Source organism: Candidatus Lariskella endosymbiont of Hedychridium roseum (genome assembly GCF_964020185.1).
Lineage (GTDB): Bacteria > Pseudomonadota > Alphaproteobacteria > Rickettsiales > Midichloriaceae > Lariskella.
This window is the reverse complement of record NZ_OZ026538.1, coordinates 585,980-605,391: the sequence shown is the minus strand read 5'-3', so window position 1 is coordinate 605,391 and position 19,412 is coordinate 585,980. Positions and strand designations below refer to the sequence as shown.

The following is a 19,412-nucleotide window of genomic DNA, read 5'->3' as shown; positions in this document are numbered from 1 at the left end:
TGATATAGAGGCGCCATTTGATGAATATAATCAGTAAGATTTTTTATCCAAAAAATTTTCTATTTTTATCTATAGCGCTTCTTTTTATGAGTGTTTTGTTACTTTCTATATCTCTATACTATATATTTAATCTTGTACCAGATGATGAGCTGCAAGGCAGTTTAGTAAAAATAATGTATATACATGTACCAAGCGCTTGGCTCTCGTTATTCCTCTACTTTATATTTTCTGTTTTTTCTTTACTATATTTGATAAAAGACTCACCTTTATTTGATATGGCTGCGACCTCTATTGCGTATGTGTGCATTTGTATGACAAGTATTGCAATTTTAACTGGAGCGATATGGGGAAAACCTGCATGGGGCACATGGTGGGTTTGGGATGCAAGGCTTACATCCATGCTAATACTATTTTTCATATTAGCTGGATACTTCGCGATTAGAGATTTTTTTAACGATGAAGCAAGATCAGCAAGCATAGGTGCAATATTTGCTATCATAGGCGCTGTTAACATACCAATTATCAAATTTTCTGTGAATCTATGGAGCACACTGCATCAGCCAAGCAGTATCATTAGAGCGTCTGGACCTAGTATTCATGCAAGTATGCTATGTCCTATATTTAGCATGTTTCTTGGCATTTTATTATTTTGCTTACTGATAGCGTTAATTAAGATGAATACCAAGATATACCAGAAAAAATCTATCGCAAAATATGCAAGGAAACTTGGATCTACACTAAAAAATACTGCATTTCGCACGCAAAACACTCAATAATACACCAAGAAAAATTCTTAACTTCAGAAAGCCTAGAGAGTCCATCCGCCAAAAGTATGCATTTTAGCTTTTGAAATTCCTTGGCACAACTTCATATTGTATGTTTTGTTACTCAGCTGATGATATCTGCGTCAATCTATTGTGATTTTTATGGCAGAATGGGAAAAATGTCTGTAAGGCGTGCAAAATGCTGTGTTTTAAGCATGCATCCTCTATTACCACTTTGTGGCATTTGATTTTTATATGTTTAAATTCAGGTGATTAGCCAGATAGACTATCTGCCAAAAATTTATGCCAATAGAGAATATAAGATTCCCTCGTATTACAACAAATTCCAGAACCTTAGTTTTAGACTAATTTTTGTACATTTAATTTTTGACGGACAGACTACTTACACATGACAAAACTCATGATTTTAAAGGCATTTTAAAATTTATAGCTTCAGTAAGTTTCTTATATGAAGAATCTATCGTTTCAGGCTCATTGTATGCTTGCGATATAAATTTATTTAGCGCATCGTTACATTGTATAGCCTCATCCAATGCCTTATCCGAACCTTTTTTGTAAACACCTATCCTAATCATATCTGCCATATCATTGTAAAGTGATAACAAACTTCGCGCTTTAGTCACCAAGGCATTTTCATAACTGTTATTACATCTTGGCATAGTCCTTGAAATACTACGCAGCACGTCTATAGCAGGATATATACCACGCGCTGCAATATCACGATCTAGTATTATATGACCATCTAAAATCCCACGCACTGCATCAGCTATAGGTTCATTTTGGTCATCTCCTTCAACCAGCACACTAAAAAGTGCAGTGATCGAAGCAGTGTCAATACTTCCTGGACCTGCTCGCTCAAGCAATTTTGGCAATTCACTGAAGACACTAGGTGTATAACCTTTAGTAGTTGGTGGCTCACCAGCTGCAAGGCCTATCTCTCGCTGTGCTGTTGCAAAACGCGTGACGCTATCCATCAGACACAGCACTTCAAGACCTATATCGCGATAGTATTCACAAAGAGTCATAGTAAGGTACGCAGCTTGCTTTCTAGTGAGCGCAGATTCATCTGAAGTTGCAACTACTACAATAGCTTTAGCAAGCCCATCCGGACCGAGATAATCCTCAATAAATTCTTGCACCTCACGTCCACGTTCGCCGATAAGACCAATAACTTTGATATCTGTACTAGCAAACTTCGTCATCATAGCTATCATCATAGATTTTCCGACACCAGAGCCTGAGAAAATACCCATCCTTTGCCCAAGACAACAGCTTAAAAACGTATTAATAGCTCTAACACCCATGTTAATCTTTGGACCTATACGCTTTCTCATATGTGCTTGTATAGGATTCGCATGCAAATGATACGCTACAGTTCCTTTTGGAAGTGGACCTTTCCCATCTATTGGCTCTCCAAACGCATTTATCACACGACCAAGCCAATCTTGATGCGGATACACAGACTGGTCAGTCGCTAGAACCTCAACTTTTGCACCAGAACCCACTCCTGCTGTCTGCTGAAATGGCATTAGCAGTGTTGTTTGCCCCCTAATTCCAATTACTTCTGCAAAAATGGGAGCATCAAACCTACTCTTAATCGAACATCTCGACCCTATACTAACCATTTTCTCTATACCTTCAGCTTCGATCAAGATACCACTTACAGCGCTTACCCTGCCTTCTACCCTTGTATTTGAGATCAACTCAACTTCACAAGCAATTTTTTGAAAAATATTAGACACAACCAAAGATATTAATAATTCTTATACTCTGCACAACAGGCGGAACAAACCACTAATAGACTAGGTATAACAGCTTATAACTATGTTTGCAATTTTTGCTTTATCATAAATAAGAGTAGTTGAAGAACAAAATTTGTACTACCTATACGGCATTGCTAACTAAAGATAGATATCAGCAAGTCTTTATTAAAAAGCATTAGGATAGAGTTATAGATCATATCTATGGCCTTACTGTAACGTTTGGTTTTACGATGAAACCTGGCTAAATAGTGCCGTATTAATGAGTTGAATGATTCCACTAAAGACGTTTCTGCCTTAGTAGAATAGTGTTTTTTAGCAATCCTAAATTTTTCATAAACGTCGTAATGGTCACTGCATGATATCTCTATCTCGTAGCTACTTTGTAATCGCATGGCAATCGGAAGATAGGATGCAAAATCCCTGACAATGCTCACTTCAAAATCAACAACTTTATTTCTGTCCCTATCAACAGCAAGCCAAATGTAGACTTTGTTAGTTTTTTTTGGCAATAACTAAAAAGCTCATCCAGCTCAATAATTGAGATTTGCTTGGCATCCTCAGGTATCGTAACATCATTCAGCCTTTGTTTTAGAAGCTTTGAGAATTTTCTAATCCACTTTATTATAAGTGAACTCGAGACCTTTTCTAATCTCTCGATTGATCTAATTCCAACTCCCTCCAGATACATACTAACAACCTTCATCTTTTTATTAAGGCTGTACTTTACTCTCATATCTCCAGACTTATAGCTCTTTTTACACTCTAGGCACTTATACCTCTGACGACCTTTAATATAGCCATTCTTTGTGCTTCCTATGCTGCCACAATGCTTACAACTTAACATATATAATGCTTCCAATATAACTTACTATCAAGGCAGTATACATATACGCGAATTTAAAAGCAAAATCTATTCTTGGTTAGCAATGCCACCTATACAAGAGCATCAAGAATTTTCTGGCTCTGAGAATATAGTTTTCCTTTCATTATTTCTCAATTCTTCAATATTTTTTATGCAAATGGCTTGCAAAAATTGTCAACATAACTGTATGTACCTAGTAAGAGAATAATAGCATATCCTGAAGATAATGTACTTGACACTACCGGTAAAGTCACTTTCGCAGACCTTTTCGGCCTGATTTTCAAGTATTACTTCGTTAAATTCTTCGCAAATATGTATAATATTTTACTCAGAAATTAACTGGGACTCTAAAAAATCATGCCCTTCAAATTCATGCGCTTGCACTTACTTAAGCGCAGTGCCTATTATACTTCGTATATTTATCATAGATATACATATTATTATGTTATATTCGAACCTATGTTATCACTATTTCGGTGCATCATTGGCAACGATGACGCGCTAAGCTAGATAGAAAGCCAAGCTAAAGTACTGGTCTATACATAGAATAGAGAGCGAAATAAAGTTAAAGAATGGTTAAATGAAAACGAACCTTTATTTAGAAAATACCGTCAGCAGTCAAACAGACATATTAGATGTAGTAAAGGAAATTGAAGAGATTATATATTACAAGCTCTCACTTTAGATTTGGGAATTCAGGCATTGCAAACTAATGATAGCTTTTGATTTTATATGGATTGATTTGTATGCTATCTGAAGTGAAATCTTAAGGTATGATTTATGTTAAATTGCAAGCATTGTGGTTGCCTAAAAGGTACGAAGAATGGTTATGTTCGTGGGAGGCAGAAGGTATAAGTGAAAAGAGTTATAAATCTGGAGACATGAGATTGAAGTACAGCATTAGACCTCTTGCATAACCTCATTCTGAGGTAGAAATTCTTATAGAGTAGATTTTTGCAAAACGTCACCAAACAATGATCCACGTGAGTGTTTTTATGTTTTAGTGACAATCAAATCACAGTTTGGAACAGGTTATGCAAGAGGTCTATTGAAAAAAAGATGAAGGGGTTATCAGCATGTATCTTGAAGGAGTTGGAATTAGACAATCGAGAGGCTGGAGAAGGTATCGAATCCGCTTGGATCAGAAGGTTTTTGCAGATTCTCAAACAAACACTAAATGAAGTATCTATACTGTAATATGTTAAGCAAATCTCAATTATTGAGCTTGATGAGCTTTTTAGTGATCACCAAAAAAACTAACAAAATCTACATTTGGCTTTCTGTTGATAGGGACAGAAATAAAGTTGTTGATAGTGAGCACTTCCAGAGAATTTGGCTCCTATCTTCCTATGGCCGTGGCGTCTAGAAACAAATTGCGAGATAGAAATATCATGCAGCGACCTCTATGACGCATATGGAAAATATAGGAGGATTGCCAGGAGGCATTGCTTTACCAAATCTGAAACATCCTTGGTTGAATCATTCAACTCGTTGATAAGGCATTACTTAGCCAGATTTAATCATAAACTAAGCGTCACAGCAAAGCTATGGATATGATCTATAACTCCATCATAATGCTTTTTAACAAGGAATTACTGCAAGCTATACTTAGTTTGCAATGCCAATATTTGAAGAAGCATAAGATTTATATTATGCTTTTAATTCAATATATTATGAATTATATATGAAATTATAGCATATTATCTAAATTAACAATTAGTATAATGTTTCTTCAAAATGTAAATACTAAAAAAATAGAGTTTTGTTTATAAGTAGTTGACATGAGACTTTGAATTGTTATTATATAGTAGTAGTTACAGTTTTTTATATTCATAGCACATAAATACATATGAAATTACATAATATAATAATTTTACAGCTGATTTTTGCTCTTATGCTTTTATCAGGATGTTCAAGAGATCTTGCAAGTAGAACATATACAAGTGACGCTACATTGAGCTTAACATTTGAAGGTGTTGTTTTGTCTGCAAAGCCAGTTGTTATAAAAGAACATGATAAGTTATCAGGTAATAACACAGGTATTGCTGGTGGTGCACTTGCTGGTGGTGTCGCTGGAAGCGCTCTTGGTGGAAATACTACATCTATCCTAGCAGGCGCATTGATTGGCGGGACTACAGGTGCATTTATTGAATCTGGAATGGGAACTGCAGAAGGGATAGAATATATAGTCAAAGTAGATACTTCGAAGCTGAAGGATGATTATTATCAGGGTAGCGCGCAAATGCGAGAAGCGATTGCAGCTGTCAGAACCAGTGGTATTATTACTGTGGTGCAGAGTAAAGATGCTTCGCTTGAGCAAGGACAAAAAGTTTATGTAATTGTCTCTTCTAAGCGTGCACGTGTTATAGCTCGCTAATTTTATGGTGTTTAATAACCCCAGTTGTCGATTAGATGATTTCTGTGTGGTAGATTTTAGTGAGTTATAGGTTATCTAGTCTCCTGCATCATAACTCTAAGGAACATAAGATGTATCTTGTTGCAAACAATTATGGCGTACATAAATCCAGCAGAAAAAGTGGCAAAATTGCCACCTTATGTATGTTGTTAAGTAGTGTTTGCTATGTATTGGACAAATTATATATCCAAAAATTAGCACATGGCAGATCTAAAAGCTAGTTTTTAGGAGAGTTTTCACATAAAGATAGATAAGAGCTGTTCTTGATATTGTTTGAATATTTGTGTAATAGTAAGAGCGCACCAAAGCTTGATGGATCCGTATACCATTGACTCTTTTTTAGAAACGATTTTAGTGCGCCGTGTCATTCGGCATAAATGATGTCGCGTGTTGCTATTATCTCTCTCGATACATACTGTGCCAGACTTTCCAATTGTGTGACGCTCTTTGGGTAAAATTTTAGAAAAAGCATCCCAATCATCCGTATAAAAATGACATTCTTTCAGATGACTCACTTTTTGTAGAGCTTTTGGAATGTTGCAGTATCACGATTGCCTGTAACCCAGGCAACGGTTCTCCTTGTACTACGATCAACTGCCTTAATGATCCAAAGCTTGTTTTTTTTGAACCAATAAAATGCCACATCTCGTCGAATTCCATCTCCATAATATCCGAAGAGACAACTGGCTCCTGAGTCTTGCCCATCGCCTCTACTACCCAGCGATAAATTATGGACGGCGAATGCCCTAATATCTTGCATAACATAGAAAAAGAGCCATTACCAAGACTATATAGCATAACGCATAATGCTTTCTTAACAGCTGTTTGAGGCTTCTTGCCCAGATCGCCCTCAACAAAATTTAGAACATGATCTGCACTTATAACGCTGTACACCCCCTCACAATGCCATTCTTTACAAAGATATCAGAGCAACATCCCTTACAACAAACCATAAAACCACTCTTTAGTTTTTAAAAAAGTGATCATATCATACTTCTATCTAATTGTGAAAACGCTCGTTTTTAGATCTACTCTGCGTTATACACTACTCACCAAAGCCACTTGCGCAAGACTCCCTTTGGCCTGATTTTCAAGTATTACCTCGTTAATTTCTTTGTGAATATATATAAATATATATATAAATTTGATTCAGAAATTAACTGGCACTCTAAAAATCTGGGCGCGTGCACTTATGAAGGTAGGATCATATATGTTGTGCTCATATAGCTTTACAGTGCATCTTGAATTTTCTAAAAAATACCTGTTTATCTAATCCCCTGGATCATAACTCTAAGGAACATAGGATTTATCTTGATTGCAAGCAATGATGGCTTACATAAACACAGCAGAAAAAGTGGCAAAATTGCCAAAAACCTTATGGATATTGTTAAGTAGCATTTGCTAGGTAAAGGACAAATTATATATCCGAAATTTAGCATAGGGTAGATCTCAAAGCTAATTTTTGTACATTTAATTTTCTACAAAAATTTATTTGCGAGGATCGTTTAAGAACCTAATAGCTACTTATTTGAAAATTGATTTACTTACACATGCTAAATTATTTATAATATTAGAAAAATGCAAAAAATATTCGTATCAATGTTTTTTTTGCTGTTGTTGTCGGCTTGTACAAAGTATACAACTGTTAGGCAAAGTGCAAATTTTAAAAAATCAGATCTAGAAACTAGCAAATTTATTGTTTTACCAAGTGAAGCTATAGCTTATGAAAAAGGATACTTTGGGCAAGCAAAAAGACTCTATGATTATGAAGCGCATATTGAGACCTTAGTAACAGATAAGCTTGTGTCACACCTACAAAGTATGGGGTATGATGCAATTTCTCTTTCGCAATATGAAATATATAAAAGCAAGATTTCTCCTAAGATGTTAGAACTGCGAGAGTTATATCAGCCAGCAATCATTGAGCTATACAAAGAAGTTATAATGCCACAGGAAGAAGCTCATAATATTGTAAGTAAGATCAATATACCATATGAAGTCTCGCAATTAGCGTTATTGAAGCTTGGTAACAAAAATAAAGCTTTGCTTGTCTTCTGTGACTATTCTCATACGGCATATAATAATTCTGCAAGGGTAATGAGCTCACTGATGACATTAGTAGTGGGAGAATATAGTAATTATGACACTGCAAGTATTCGAGTTGGAATAGTTAACAGTGATACCGGAGAAATATTGTGGAGTAATGATACAACGATTTCCGCAGAGCAATTCAGAGGTACGTTTAGTGGTTATAACGAAGAGAGCGATAATGCGATGGCAGATTCACTGGTTAAACTTGTGCTGTCACCAATTATTCATGACGCAAATTGATTATGATCAAAAGCTATTGGCTTTGCTTTGAGATGCGAATAAAAGGTCCATACGTCAAAAATAGATTTGCATAGCAAATAAATTTTTGTGAAAAAGTGCAATATCCAAAAATTAGCCAAGGATTCGGCCGGCATTGTTGCATAATGCGTAGTGCATATCTTTGAGTTTATCTGCCAAATAGCGCGAGTTGCCAATTAATTGATTGCTGCATGATAGATTTTTAGGGAGCTATATGTTGTTTTAGTGTTTTGCAAATGAACAAAAATAACATGTGGAAAAGGTTTTTGCATCAATGTATAGTAAATTAAGTTGAAGTTTGCGCATATATAGATGTGTGTTACACTCAAAGGAGAAATGCCATCCTCATACAGCGAAGATTTTCGGAAAAAAGTAATAACATATGTATGCTTTGGTTCAATTCTTTAATACGCAAACCTCAACTTAATTTACCATACTGTTTTTTGATGATTTTATGAAAGATCTATTTATCTGCATTACCTGCAATTAGTAGCTTAGATGCTTAATTTTTAATTGGCAACTCGCGCTAAATAGATCAGCTAAATAAACTAACAAAGCTGGTATTTCAATGGCAGATAAACTTCTTGAAGTAAGAAGCTTTAGGATTTTATATGTACTAATAATGAAATATTCTCATTATGCAACAATGCCATTCCACCCTATGCTAATTTTTGGATATACTATTACTCATGCGCCCTACAAACACTGCTTTCACAAAATCCGTAAGGATTATAACATTTTCTTACGGATTTAAAGCGCTATTTTGACACTCCGGGCGCTATTTCATGCTTGTTATGGGACTTTTGGCGCGTACTAACTTGTACTCTAAAAAACCCTAGCATGCGCACTTACTTGAGCGCAGTGCTATAATATGTAGCAAAGAACTTAGCAAATTCTTAATTACCACAGAAAAAACTTACGTCTTTGCTTTGTAGCAGAATTTGATTTTTCAATATAAACAACCGAGGTATTAGCAATATAATCGTGCAGGCCTCTGTTTTTTTTATTTAAACTCATCATGAAGAAACCTATGAATGGTGGAATACACGATATAACATAGCCAAGCAACCTAAGCATATATTGCTTTTGAGAAGGAGCTTGACCTGTTTTGTCATCAATAATCCTACATCTCATTATCATCTTCCCGATTGTGGCATTATATTTTTTCCAAAACCAAAGCAAGATCAGTGAAATGAGCAAAAAAGTAATAAGCTGTATTACAATAAATCCTGTTTTGAAACTGTCCATTAAATATATCAAAAAGTCCCAAGTAGATGCGCCTTGCCGTTCAACACTAAAGAAGTCTGATATCATAATTTCTGGTGTTTTTCCTTCATAAAATACATATGAAAATAAATTTACAATAGGAGTAATCAATAATGTTATGATAAATAGATCTATCGTTGCTGCAAACATCCTAGCGCTGAAACCAACGTATTCAAAGCCACTTGATTCTGGCATTTTAGTTAATTCTTTATTTTCCATCTTTTTAGTTAACTTACCATTTCTATAACTTTCTTATTATGCATGTAAGGCTGTAACACTGTGGGAATCGATATATTACCGTGCATATCTTGATAATTTTCCATTATTGCTATAGTTGTTCTACCTATCGGAAGGCCAGAACCATTCAATGTATGCACAAAACGATTTTCTCCGGAGTGATATTCGTGATATCTTGCTTTCATACGAATCGCTTGAAAATCGCCACAATTTGAGCAACTAGATATCTCTCTATAACAGTCCTGTCCTGGCATCCAAACCTCTATGTCATATGTCTTCTGTGCGGCAAATCCCATATCCTGAGAACAGAGTAACATCACACGATATGGTAGTTCAAGCTTATTTAAAATCTCCTCAGCAGCACTAGTCATTCTTTCATGTTCTTCTTTTGAATCCTGTGGACGTGTGATACTCACAAGTTCAACTTTGGAAAATTGATGCTGCCTTAGCATCCCACGAGTATCACGCCCTGCACTTCCTGCCTCTGATCTAAAACAAGGACTGTACGCAACAAAGCGTAGTGGCAATTTCTCTTCACTCAATATTGAGTTTGCAACAATATTAGTAAGTGGAACTTCAGCTGTTGGTATAAGTCTATAGCCATCTGTAGTTTTAAAAGATTCTTCGTCCATCTTTGGAAGCTGTCCTGTATTAAACATAGCAGCATCGCTTACAAGATAAGGCACTGATATCTCTGTATACCCAAAGTGCTCTGTATGAATATCAATCATAAAATTGATGAGCGCTCTTTGCATTTGAGATATATCATTTTTTAGAAGTACAAATCTAGAGCCTGACATCATTGCCGCAACTTGAAAATCCATTTGCCCGAGATTTTCACCAAGTTCGAAGTGCTGCTTTGGTTTGAAGTCAAAAATTTTTGCTGCTCCATATTCTCTAATGAGTATATTGTCATTCTCGTCTTTACCAAATGGAACATCAGAATCTGGAAGGTTCGGCAAACTCACCAAAAATTCCTTTATTTTAGACTCATTTACAGCAACTTCAGACTCAATTACTTGAGATTTAAACTTTATAGATTCAGCTTCCTTTATTAACTCATGTTCTGATATCTTTGCATAAACTATGTTACTTACGACGCCACTGCTCTTAATTTCTCCTATGCTATTTGATATAACATTCTGCAGCGTCTGTAGCTCTTGAAGTTCAGTTTTTTTCTTCCTTACTTCTTCATCTATAGCAAGAATCTTAGATGCCATATTATCAAAACCACGTATTCTCATTGCAGCGTCGAATACTTCTGGATATTTTCTAATAAATTTTATGTCATGCATTTGTTTTCTTTTTTTCCATGATTTTGCAAATTATTATCGAGACTTCGTACAACAATAAGAGTGGCAGCGCAAGAATAATCTGACTCAATACATCAGGCGGTGTCAATATTGCAGCGGCTATAAAAATTGCTACCACAGCATGTTTTCTCAATCTAATTAGTGCTTTGCTGGTAACAAAACCTACCCTCGCCAAAAGACTGATAGCAACTGGAAGCTGGAATGCTACTCCAAATCCTATAACCATTTCTATCATTAAATCAAGATATTCACTAATCTTTGCTTCTAGCACAATGGGCGGCATATTTTCATAGTTTATTCTCTCAAAGCTTAAGAAAAATCTCCAAGCGGCAGGAATAACCATGTAATATACAACAGCAGCACCAATGAAAAACAACAGTGGTGCTGCTATCATATAAGGAATCAATGCCTTTTTTTCTCGTTTATATAGACCTGGCGCCAAAAAGAAGTAAAACTGTGACAATATGATTGGATGCGCAATGATAATACCACAAAATATAGCAAGTTTAAAATATGTCATTAAACCTTCAGTTAGGTGAGTATATATCAGTTTATGTTTGTAACCACTATCATCTGAAGCAAAGATCTCTAGCAATGGTCTTGTTAAAAAAGCAAAAACATCCTCAGCAAAATAAAAGCTCAGTATCATTCCTGCTATCCAAGCAGAAACAGATATTAATAGACGTCTCTTAAGTTCTACATAGTGAGCACCTATGGACGTCTTTTTCAGCACTTCCACTTCAGTTTTTCGCCAATTATTGTCATGCATTTGCTCTTAACTAATTATACACATCCATTTAAGGATGCTCTATAACAGTCATACGTACAATGACATCAGGATCTATCACAGTACCATTCATGGCAGAGTTACCTTTTTTTATCATATCAATAAACTCCATTCCTTTAATAACCTTACCAAATGCTGTATACTGTCCATCAAGATAAGAAGCATCACCAAGCATTATGAAGAATTGACTATTCGCGCTGTTTGGATCAGCGGATCTTGCCATAGACAATATGCCTCTGGTATGTTTTATATCATTGAATTCTGCTTTCAAATCTGGTTTATCACTTCCGCCAGTTCCGTTGCCTTTTGGATCACCAGTCTGCACCATAAAACCATCTATCACTCTATGAAACTTCAGGCCGTTATAAAACCCTTCGTTTACTAAATCTATCATTCTTTTTACATGATTTGGCGCTTTTTCTGGGTAAAGCTCAATTATAACATCTCCATATTTGAGTTGCAGAAGTATTGCCTCTTTCGAGACGGCATTTGATATACTATTTGACATAAATAAAATTGAAAAGATTATAAAGAATAACTGTACTATTCGCATACTAATAACTCCATTTAGAAACTGGTATATTAAGGAATCGTCGAGACATGCACGAAACCTATATATAATGGATATATTTGAGTGTAATGTAAAGAGAACCTAACACAGCAAGTGACAATATCTGCTTTAAGGATATCTATGTCAAGAATTTATACTTGGTAAACAATTTTTCCGTTGTGATTTTAAAACTAAAATTAGTTGTAATTTTGTAATTATTTTATAATTGGTCACTCGTCTTGAGAAATTTATACAGCTTGTGCTCCTGCAATAATTTCGGTCAACTCCCTTGTAATACTGGCTTGCCTTGTTCTATTATAAATATTCTTTAATCTTTGTATCATTTTTGTGGAGTTACGTGTTGCACCATCCATTGCAACCATTCTTGCGCTATGTTCACTTGCAGCATTTTCAAGCAATACATGATAAATCTGTATAGCAATATATCTTGGAATAATTTGTTCGTGAAGTTCTTCAATAGATGGTTCATATGAATGTACAATATCACCAGAATCAATATCAAAACTATCACTACAAACTGGAATCAATTGTTCATGCATTACGCGTTGTTGTATAGTAGATATGAATTCACTGTATATCATTTTGCATACATTGAACTGCTCATCTTGAAAGGCTGCAAGGATTTTTGCAGCAATTCTAAGTGCATCACAAAATGAAACCTCTTTAGGGTTGTTATATACTTTGCAAGACTCAAATGGACAAAATGTACGAAGCAACTCATATCCCTTTTTTCCTAGAAAGATAACGTGAATTTTCTTATTTTGAGCTATAAGCTCAGATAAGAAAGTCCTTGCCTTTCTCACGATACTTGCATTAAAACCACCACAAAGCCCCCTATCAGACGTTGCTATTATAACAAGATATTTATCACCACCATTATTTTGAACCATAGGACCTAGCCACCCAGCATTTCTTGCATATTTGGGGATAACCGCACTCATTATGCTCTGCATTTCATTATAGTATGGAATCGACGCAAATAATGCCTCTCTTGCTCTATATAGTCTAGAAGCAGATATTAGCTGCATAGCCTTTGTAATTTTCTGTGTTGATTTTACACTTGCTATGCGTATTTTAAGAGACTTTAATGATGGCATAATTTTATATAACCACTTATTTCTTTTATACAAAACCTTTTGAGAAAGCCTCAAGCAGGCCATTTAGTGTTATTTTAATATTATCATCAATCTTTTTCTCATTGCGTATTCGCAGAAGTATATCTGGGTTTTCAGATTTAATATGTCTTAAAAAATCTTCTTCGAACTTTCTTATATCACTAACTGCTATTCCATCAAGGTAGCCGTTTACAGCTGCAAATACCATGACTACTTGTTCTTCTACGGGTGATGGAGAATATTGAGGTTGTTTCAAAAGCTCTGTCAGGCTTTCACCTCTTGCAAGTAATTTTTGTGTGATTGGATCAAGGTCAGATGCAAATTGAGAAAATGCTTCCATTTCTCTATACTGCGCAAGCTCAAGCTTGATTGTTCCTGCAACTTGTTTCATTGCTTTAATTTGAGCCGCAGAACCAACACGACTCACTGAAAGTCCAACGTTAATTGCTGGTCTTATTCCTTTGAAGAAAAGCTCTGTTTCTAGGAAAATCTGTCCGTCAGTAATAGAAATCACATTTGTTGGAATATAAGCAGAAACGTCCCCAGCTTGAGTCTCGATAATTGGCAGAGCAGTAAGTGAACCGCCACCTTTTTCATCAGACATTTTAGCAGCACGTTCTAAAAGTCTTGAATGCAGATAAAATACATCCCCAGGATATGCTTCTCTTCCTGGCGGCCTCTTTAGAAGTAGAGACATCTGCCTATAGGCAACAGCATGTTTGCTAAGGTCATCATATATAACGACCGCATGCATTCCATTGTCTCTAAAAAACTCTCCAATGCTGGAAGCAGCATATGGCGCTATAAATTGCATTGGTGCGCTATCGGAGGCTGAAGCAACAACAATTACAGAATATTCTAGAGCTCCTTCTTCTTCCAGTTTTTTGACGATTCTTGCTACGGAAGAATTTTTTTGTCCTATTGCGACATATATACAATATAACTTAGATTTTTCATCTGATGTTGCATGCGCAGCTTTCTGATTTAAAATAGTATCTATTGCTATTGCAGTTTTTCCTGTTTGTCTATCTCCTATTATAAGCTCACGCTGTCCTCTTCCAATTGGGATCAAAGTATCTATCGCCTTAATGCCAGTTTGCACAGGCTCACTGACCGATTTTCTTTCCATAATGCCAGGAGCTTTTATTTCTACTCTTTGCATTGTTACATTTTTAAGCGGTCCTTTGCCATCTAGTGGATTACCAAGTCCATCTATAACTCTACCAAGCAAACTTTTTCCAGTTGGGACTTCTAATATCTTATTTGTTCTTTTGACCTTAGAACCTTCTAAGACGCTTCTATCATCACCAAATAATACGGCACCAACGCTTTCTTCCTCTAGATTGAGTGCCATGCCTTTAATATTATTCTCAAACTCAAGCACCTCTCCAGATTGAACATTATTCAATCCATATATGACAGCGACACCGTCTGCAACCTTGACGACCTCACCAATTTCATTCAGTTCTATATTGTCTTCAAAATTGCGTATTTTATCTTTCAATACCTGGGAAATTTCTGATGCTTTCATACAAAGTTAATTTACATGTTTCGTTTTATCTTTACTTATGCATATCGTGAAATGTTAGCACTTTAGCTTATCTTTCCATCAAAAATTGACTTGCTGCGCAAACAAATTCTTGCTGAAAGTTAAATGTACTAAAATTAGCCTTTAGGTGCGGCCCTGCACTAACTTTCGGATATATAATTTACCCTATGCTTGCAAATACCACTTAGACACTGACAGCAAAACCACTTGCACAGACTCCTTTGGCCTGATTTTCCATTACTTTATTAATTTCTTTGCAAAAATATATATATAATATTTGACTCAAGAAATTAACTAGTACTCTAAAAAATCATTTCCTTAAAATCCGCGTGCGTGCACTTATGAAAGCAGCACCTAACAAAGTCCATAAGGTTTTTGGCAATTTTGCCACTTTCCCTGCTGGACTTTCGGCGCAGCATAATTGCTTGCAGGTCAACATAAATCCAGCGCTTCTTAGAGTGATGACGCAGGCGACTATGTTACATCTCAGCAGCTTTCTTTATTCTATTTAGTTTTCCAGCAATTGAAGCATCTAGTAATTTGGAATCAACTTCCACAACCATCCCTCCAATTATTGATGGATCAACAATATTTTGTATTCTTACACTACTCATCAAACAATCTTCCAAGCCCTTTTTCAGAGAATTTATCATCTTCTTACTCAACTCAGAAGCAGTTTTAACAACTACAGTTTTTATATTATTTTGCAAATCAAGTAAATGCTGAAACTGCTCAAAAATAGATTTTATAAGTGCAACTCTATTGTGATATACAAGCAAGTACACAAAATTTTTGATAAAGTTGTGTAAGTCTATATTTTTTATTGCTGTTTCAAAAAGTGATAACTTTAAAGTCTTTGGTACTATAGAGTTTGTCATTAAGCTTCCGGACTTTGCATCTTTATCGATGATTGCCATTAGACTTTTAAAGTCAACTGCAATACGCTCTAAGAGGCCGTCACAACTAGCAGCTTCTAACAGTGCTTTTGCATATCTTTTTGCGATGATTATATCTTGCATATCATGTAAGAATAAGAAGTATACTAGTTAGTCTGTCCGCCAAAAATCAATTTGCTACGCAAATAAATTTTTGCCGAAATTTAAATGTACAAAAATTAGCTCAGGAAGGCACTGCCGGCAATGCCTCACAAAATCCATAAGGTTTTTGGCAATTTTGCCACTTTTCCTGCTGGACTTTCGGTGCACCATAATTTATTTGCAACCAGGATAAACCATGTGCTTCTTAGAGTTATGATGCAGACGACTAGTTACACTTCAAAATTAGCACTTTTAAAATGTTCCTTATGTATTTCGTTATTTATACACTGCGCATCCATTCTTTTTAGCTCTTTTTAAAGTTTAACTTCGTATGTACATCATAATAAATACCGATTTTTCATTTACCTATAGTATACCAGTAAATAGAAAAACTAATGATCTCTTTGTTAGTTGTATTTGATAAGCAACCTTTAAGTTAAATATTACAGTTGTTTTTGTAAATTAAATACATCTCTTTTTTCTTACAAAGTAATTTGATAAACAAACACTACTGATGCAAGAACAAAGAAAGAGAGCAGCAGCTTAAGTCAAAAACGAACACAACTAGTATCACGTATCATATCCTATAGAATTTGACAAGCAATAGTGATTTAATTAGCACTACTATTCTATTTATTCGACAATTATATTCATTAGACCTCTTGCATAACCTGTTCCAAACTGTGATTTGATTGTCACTAAAACATAAAAACACTCACGTGGATCATTGTTTGGTGACGTTTTGCAAAAATCTACTCTATAAGAATTTCTACCTCAGAATGAGGTTATGCAAGAGGTCTATTATAAGAAGAATTGATTGGAAAATTTAGTGAGAGATAAATGGCTTTGTTAGACTTTTTCTAGTGATGCAAGTGCAAGGAGTATATGAAGCGTGGGGAAGCACAAGGTGTACAAAAAAGTACATTAGCACCTTAACAATGAATGCTAAGAATGCTACAAAGCAATTTGCCGCTATAATAAACGTTTGAAGAAGCAGTCTATTACATCTTAAAAACACGCGCTCCAATTTTTCTTAACTATTTTTGAAGTCTAACTTTGGATATGCATAAGTTAAATAACCACTCTTCGTTTATCAGAAGTATATAAATTTTATTACCTATTTATTGGGCTATTCAATCTCATCTCTCTGACAAATTTTTCTTGTAGAGAGTTTTGAGAAAGCCTCAGTCCAAGATGATTGAAATCTACCAAATCCATTACTTGGTCTTGTTGCTTGCAGCTATATACATAAGACTCTTTTTTTGTTACAGGATCCACATGTCTTTGCAAGCACTGAGCACATATCTCTTTCATCATACATTGCATAGGCGAATTAATCGATGCTATAGCAGCAACATGAGGCCATTTAAATAAATTTTTGAGCCTGCTGTGTCTTGCTTCCCCAAATGCTTTCATCATTTTATCAGATCCTATTACGATTATATGATCTATCTCATTTAACTTCATAAGTGTGCCATCATAACTTGCAATACCATCTATAATATTGCCAATAATTGAGTAATCAGAACTTCTTCTTGCTTTTAACAAAGCATCCTGACAGCACCAAACAACAGAATCAGCAGCCTCTTCTATCTCATCTATCTTATATCTATCTATTGCTTTTCTATAACCAGCAAAATATAGCACTCTACAACCATTTTTTCGCAAAGCTTTGCCTATTGAAAATAATACTGCATTTCCAAGTCCACCACCTACTAGCATTACATTTTTATTTTTTGGTATCTCTGTTGGAGTACCAGTTGGTCCCATGAAAGAAACGATATCACCTTTCTTCAGAGTTGCGCAGATATCTGAAGATGCTCCTGATTTTAGTATTATCACGCCAACAAGGCCAAGCTCCTTATTAACCCAAGCACCTGTTAGAGCAACCCCCTCCATTCTATTTTTGGAGTTTTGAGAGTAATTTTGTAGTCTATAAAACTGCCCGGGTTGGAATTTTTTTGCTGCTAGTGGCGCTTTGACTACAATCTCGAATACATTCGTTGTAAGTTTCTTAACATCTTCAATAATTGCAATTAGTTCTTTATCTAATTTATTAAAAAATGTTGTATGTTGTAAGTCAGAGTTTGGTACTTTATTTAAAATGTGTCTCTCTATTATCTCCCATCCATGTTTTGCGCTTGCCATTGCTTTCACAACATTGCCACTATAAGAAATATGCATATCACCTAAATGGCTAATACTAGGATTTGACAGTGCATCACTTAATATAAATGTATGTTTAGGTTTTGGAGTTTTCTCGGCAACAACAGGATTATTTTTTTCGTCAACTAACACGAAATGTGTTCCATTTAATTTAAAATGTTCTGCATCCTCAGAGGCAATCGTAGTATTTGGATGTGTGCCAGTTGCTATCAAGATTGTTTTTGCTTTCATACTTCCAGTTTGATGCTTCAGCAGTGAAACACCGCCAAACCTATCAACTTCAATTTCTGTAGGGATTATGTTGTCTATAAATTCTACTCCCTCTTCCAGTGCTTTTTGTACTTCTTCATGATTTAATCTATAACTAGGTGATTCCTGTATAGATTTGCGGTAGATCACTTTCACTCCACCCCACTTTTTCAAGAGCATTAATTTTTTCTCTGGAGCTTCTCTAATAATTGCGGCATGCATTATAAATTCCTGTGCTATCTCCAATTCTTCTTCGTTCAGATGATCAAGTATTCTTGGACCAAGCTTTTCATATGCGCGCAAAAATCTCTCAACTTGTAGGGGATAATATGCAAGACTCTCAGCAGCAGTATCTATAGCTGTTAACCCGCCACCTATCACAAGTATTGGCAATCTTATCTGAAGGCTAGCTATGCTAGCTTCTATATGTGAGCCAAGCAACTGTAGTGTCATTAAGAAATCAGAAGCAGTTCTCACTCCTTTCACAAGTAAATTAGGAATATCTGGAATATTTGGCTTCCCTGCACCTAGTGCAAGAGCTATATGATCAAACCCTAAAGAAGCAGCGGTATTGTAATCAATTGAGCTACCAAACCTTGTGCTATCATACATACGGAAATTTTCTCTTCTCTCGAGCAACAGCCTAATTACTTTTAAATAATTTTTATTCCAGCGTGAAGTTATTCCATATTCCATGACGCCACCGAAGCCTTGTGGTACTCTATTCTTTAAATCATCATATATATCATTAATATCTTTTATTTCCTTGAAATCATGTCTTCTCCCAAGTTGATCTATCCCAGAGATTTCAGGAGCAAGAGGTTCAATCTTTAAACCATCTATAGCAACTACAGTAAATCCTGCATTCAATAAATAATGGGCAAGTGTAAAGCCTGCAGGCCCCAGACCTGCAATTAAAATTTTATATTTATTTATCTCTTTTGGTA

16 protein-coding genes are annotated in these 19,412 nt (G+C 35.4%); 4 read left to right on the top strand and 12 right to left on the bottom strand.

Annotated features, from left to right (window positions below; genetic code table 11):
- The first annotated feature begins 20 nt into the window (after positions 1-20).
- Positions 21-776: a heme ABC transporter permease CcmC gene (gene ccmC / locus AACK98_RS03015; protein WP_339042192.1), complete on the top strand. Its 756-nt coding sequence runs from the start codon at positions 21-23 to the stop codon at positions 774-776.
- A gap of 407 nt (positions 777-1,183) precedes the next feature.
- Here ccmC and fliI read toward each other — a convergent pair whose 3' ends face one another.
- From fliI to AACK98_RS03000, 3 genes are all read right to left on the bottom strand, one after another.
- Positions 1,184-2,527, bottom strand: a complete 1,344-nt coding sequence (gene fliI / locus AACK98_RS03010) for a flagellar protein export ATPase FliI (RefSeq protein ID WP_339042190.1) — start codon at positions 2,525-2,527, stop codon at positions 1,184-1,186.
- A 155-nt stretch (positions 2,528-2,682) separates the two neighbouring features.
- On the bottom strand, positions 2,683-3,057 hold the full coding sequence (locus tag AACK98_RS03005; RefSeq protein WP_339040222.1) for an IS1 family transposase: 375 nt from the start codon (positions 3,055-3,057) through the stop codon (positions 2,683-2,685).
- A complete protein-coding gene (locus AACK98_RS03000; protein ID WP_339040857.1) occupies positions 2,979-3,392 on the bottom strand; it encodes a hypothetical protein in 414 nt (137 codons plus the stop codon). Before AACK98_RS03000 ends, AACK98_RS03005 begins: the two co-directional genes overlap by 79 nt.
- A gap of 1,005 nt (positions 3,393-4,397) precedes the next feature.
- Here AACK98_RS03000 and AACK98_RS02995 point away from each other — a divergent pair.
- A complete protein-coding gene (locus AACK98_RS02995) occupies positions 4,398-4,607 on the top strand; it encodes a hypothetical protein (RefSeq protein WP_339042188.1) in 210 nt (69 codons plus the stop codon).
- A 652-nt stretch (positions 4,608-5,259) separates the two neighbouring features.
- Complete coding sequence (locus AACK98_RS02990; RefSeq protein WP_339042186.1) at positions 5,260-5,787, top strand: hypothetical protein; 528 nt, start codon at positions 5,260-5,262, stop codon at positions 5,785-5,787.
- Between the two features lie 275 nt (positions 5,788-6,062).
- On the opposite strand, the gene AACK98_RS02985 is transcribed toward AACK98_RS02990, so the two are convergent.
- Both AACK98_RS02985 and AACK98_RS02980 read right to left on the bottom strand, forming a co-directional pair.
- Positions 6,063-6,341, bottom strand: coding sequence for an IS1 family transposase (locus tag AACK98_RS02985; protein ID WP_339040346.1), 279 nt, complete (start codon positions 6,339-6,341; stop codon positions 6,063-6,065).
- On the bottom strand, positions 6,304-6,720 hold the full coding sequence (locus AACK98_RS02980) for a hypothetical protein (protein ID WP_339042184.1): 417 nt from the start codon (positions 6,718-6,720) through the stop codon (positions 6,304-6,306). Before AACK98_RS02980 ends, AACK98_RS02985 begins: the two co-directional genes overlap by 38 nt.
- Before the next feature lie 684 nt (positions 6,721-7,404).
- On the opposite strand from AACK98_RS02980, the gene AACK98_RS02975 reads away from it, so the two are divergent.
- A complete protein-coding gene (locus tag AACK98_RS02975) occupies positions 7,405-8,157 on the top strand; it encodes a hypothetical protein (RefSeq protein ID WP_339042182.1) in 753 nt (250 codons plus the stop codon).
- Positions 8,158-9,075: 918 nt separating this feature from the next.
- Here the strand turns inward: AACK98_RS02975 and AACK98_RS02970 are convergent.
- The 7 genes from AACK98_RS02970 to atpH form a co-directional block, all read right to left on the bottom strand.
- Positions 9,076-9,660: an RDD family protein gene (locus AACK98_RS02970; RefSeq protein ID WP_339042180.1), complete on the bottom strand. Its 585-nt coding sequence runs from the start codon at positions 9,658-9,660 to the stop codon at positions 9,076-9,078.
- Positions 9,661-9,668: 8 nt separating this feature from the next.
- Complete coding sequence (gene serS / locus AACK98_RS02965; RefSeq protein WP_339042178.1) at positions 9,669-10,973, bottom strand: serine--tRNA ligase; 1,305 nt, start codon at positions 10,971-10,973, stop codon at positions 9,669-9,671.
- Complete coding sequence (tatC, locus tag AACK98_RS02960; RefSeq protein ID WP_339042176.1) at positions 10,966-11,730, bottom strand: twin-arginine translocase subunit TatC; 765 nt, start codon at positions 11,728-11,730, stop codon at positions 10,966-10,968. The genes serS and tatC overlap by 8 nt, the downstream gene beginning before the upstream one ends.
- 58 nt (positions 11,731-11,788) lie before the next feature.
- A complete protein-coding gene (locus tag AACK98_RS02955) occupies positions 11,789-12,286 on the bottom strand; it encodes a peptidylprolyl isomerase (protein ID WP_339042174.1) in 498 nt (165 codons plus the stop codon).
- A 290-nt stretch (positions 12,287-12,576) separates the two neighbouring features.
- Entirely contained in the window at positions 12,577-13,446 is an 870-nt protein-coding gene (atpG, locus tag AACK98_RS02950; RefSeq protein WP_339042172.1) for an ATP synthase F1 subunit gamma, read from the bottom strand.
- Between the two features lie 25 nt (positions 13,447-13,471).
- A complete protein-coding gene (atpA, locus tag AACK98_RS02945; protein ID WP_339042170.1) occupies positions 13,472-14,995 on the bottom strand; it encodes a F0F1 ATP synthase subunit alpha in 1,524 nt (507 codons plus the stop codon).
- A gap of 497 nt (positions 14,996-15,492) precedes the next feature.
- Positions 15,493-16,032 (bottom strand): ATP synthase F1 subunit delta, encoded by a 540-nt coding sequence (gene atpH / locus AACK98_RS02940; RefSeq protein ID WP_339042168.1) that lies wholly within the window; start codon positions 16,030-16,032, stop codon positions 15,493-15,495.
- Positions 16,033-19,412 lie beyond the last annotated feature (3,380 nt).

Excerpts from the sequence above, each read along its gene's own strand:
- AACK98_RS03000 (WP_339040857.1), bottom strand. The coding sequence starts at position 3,392 with ATGTTAAGTTGTAAGCATTGTGGCAGCATAGGAAGCACAAAGAATGGC.
- atpA (WP_339042170.1), bottom strand. The coding sequence starts at position 14,995 with ATGAAAGCATCAGAAATTTCCCAGGTATTGAAAGATAAAATACGCAAT.
- atpG (WP_339042172.1), bottom strand. The coding sequence starts at position 13,446 with ATGCCATCATTAAAGTCTCTTAAAATACGCATAGCAAGTGTAAAATCA.
- atpH (WP_339042168.1), bottom strand. The coding sequence starts at position 16,032 with ATGCAAGATATAATCATCGCAAAAAGATATGCAAAAGCACTGTTAGAA.
- AACK98_RS02970 (WP_339042180.1), bottom strand. The coding sequence starts at position 9,660 with ATGGAAAATAAAGAATTAACTAAAATGCCAGAATCAAGTGGCTTTGAA.
- AACK98_RS02955 (WP_339042174.1), bottom strand. The coding sequence starts at position 12,286 with ATGTCAAATAGTATATCAAATGCCGTCTCGAAAGAGGCAATACTTCTG.
- ccmC (WP_339042192.1), top strand. The coding sequence starts at position 21 with ATGAATATAATCAGTAAGATTTTTTATCCAAAAAATTTTCTATTTTTA.
- AACK98_RS02990 (WP_339042186.1), top strand. The coding sequence starts at position 5,260 with ATGAAATTACATAATATAATAATTTTACAGCTGATTTTTGCTCTTATG.
- AACK98_RS02975 (WP_339042182.1), top strand. The coding sequence starts at position 7,405 with ATGCAAAAAATATTCGTATCAATGTTTTTTTTGCTGTTGTTGTCGGCT.
- serS (WP_339042178.1), bottom strand. The coding sequence starts at position 10,973 with ATGCATGACATAAAATTTATTAGAAAATATCCAGAAGTATTCGACGCT.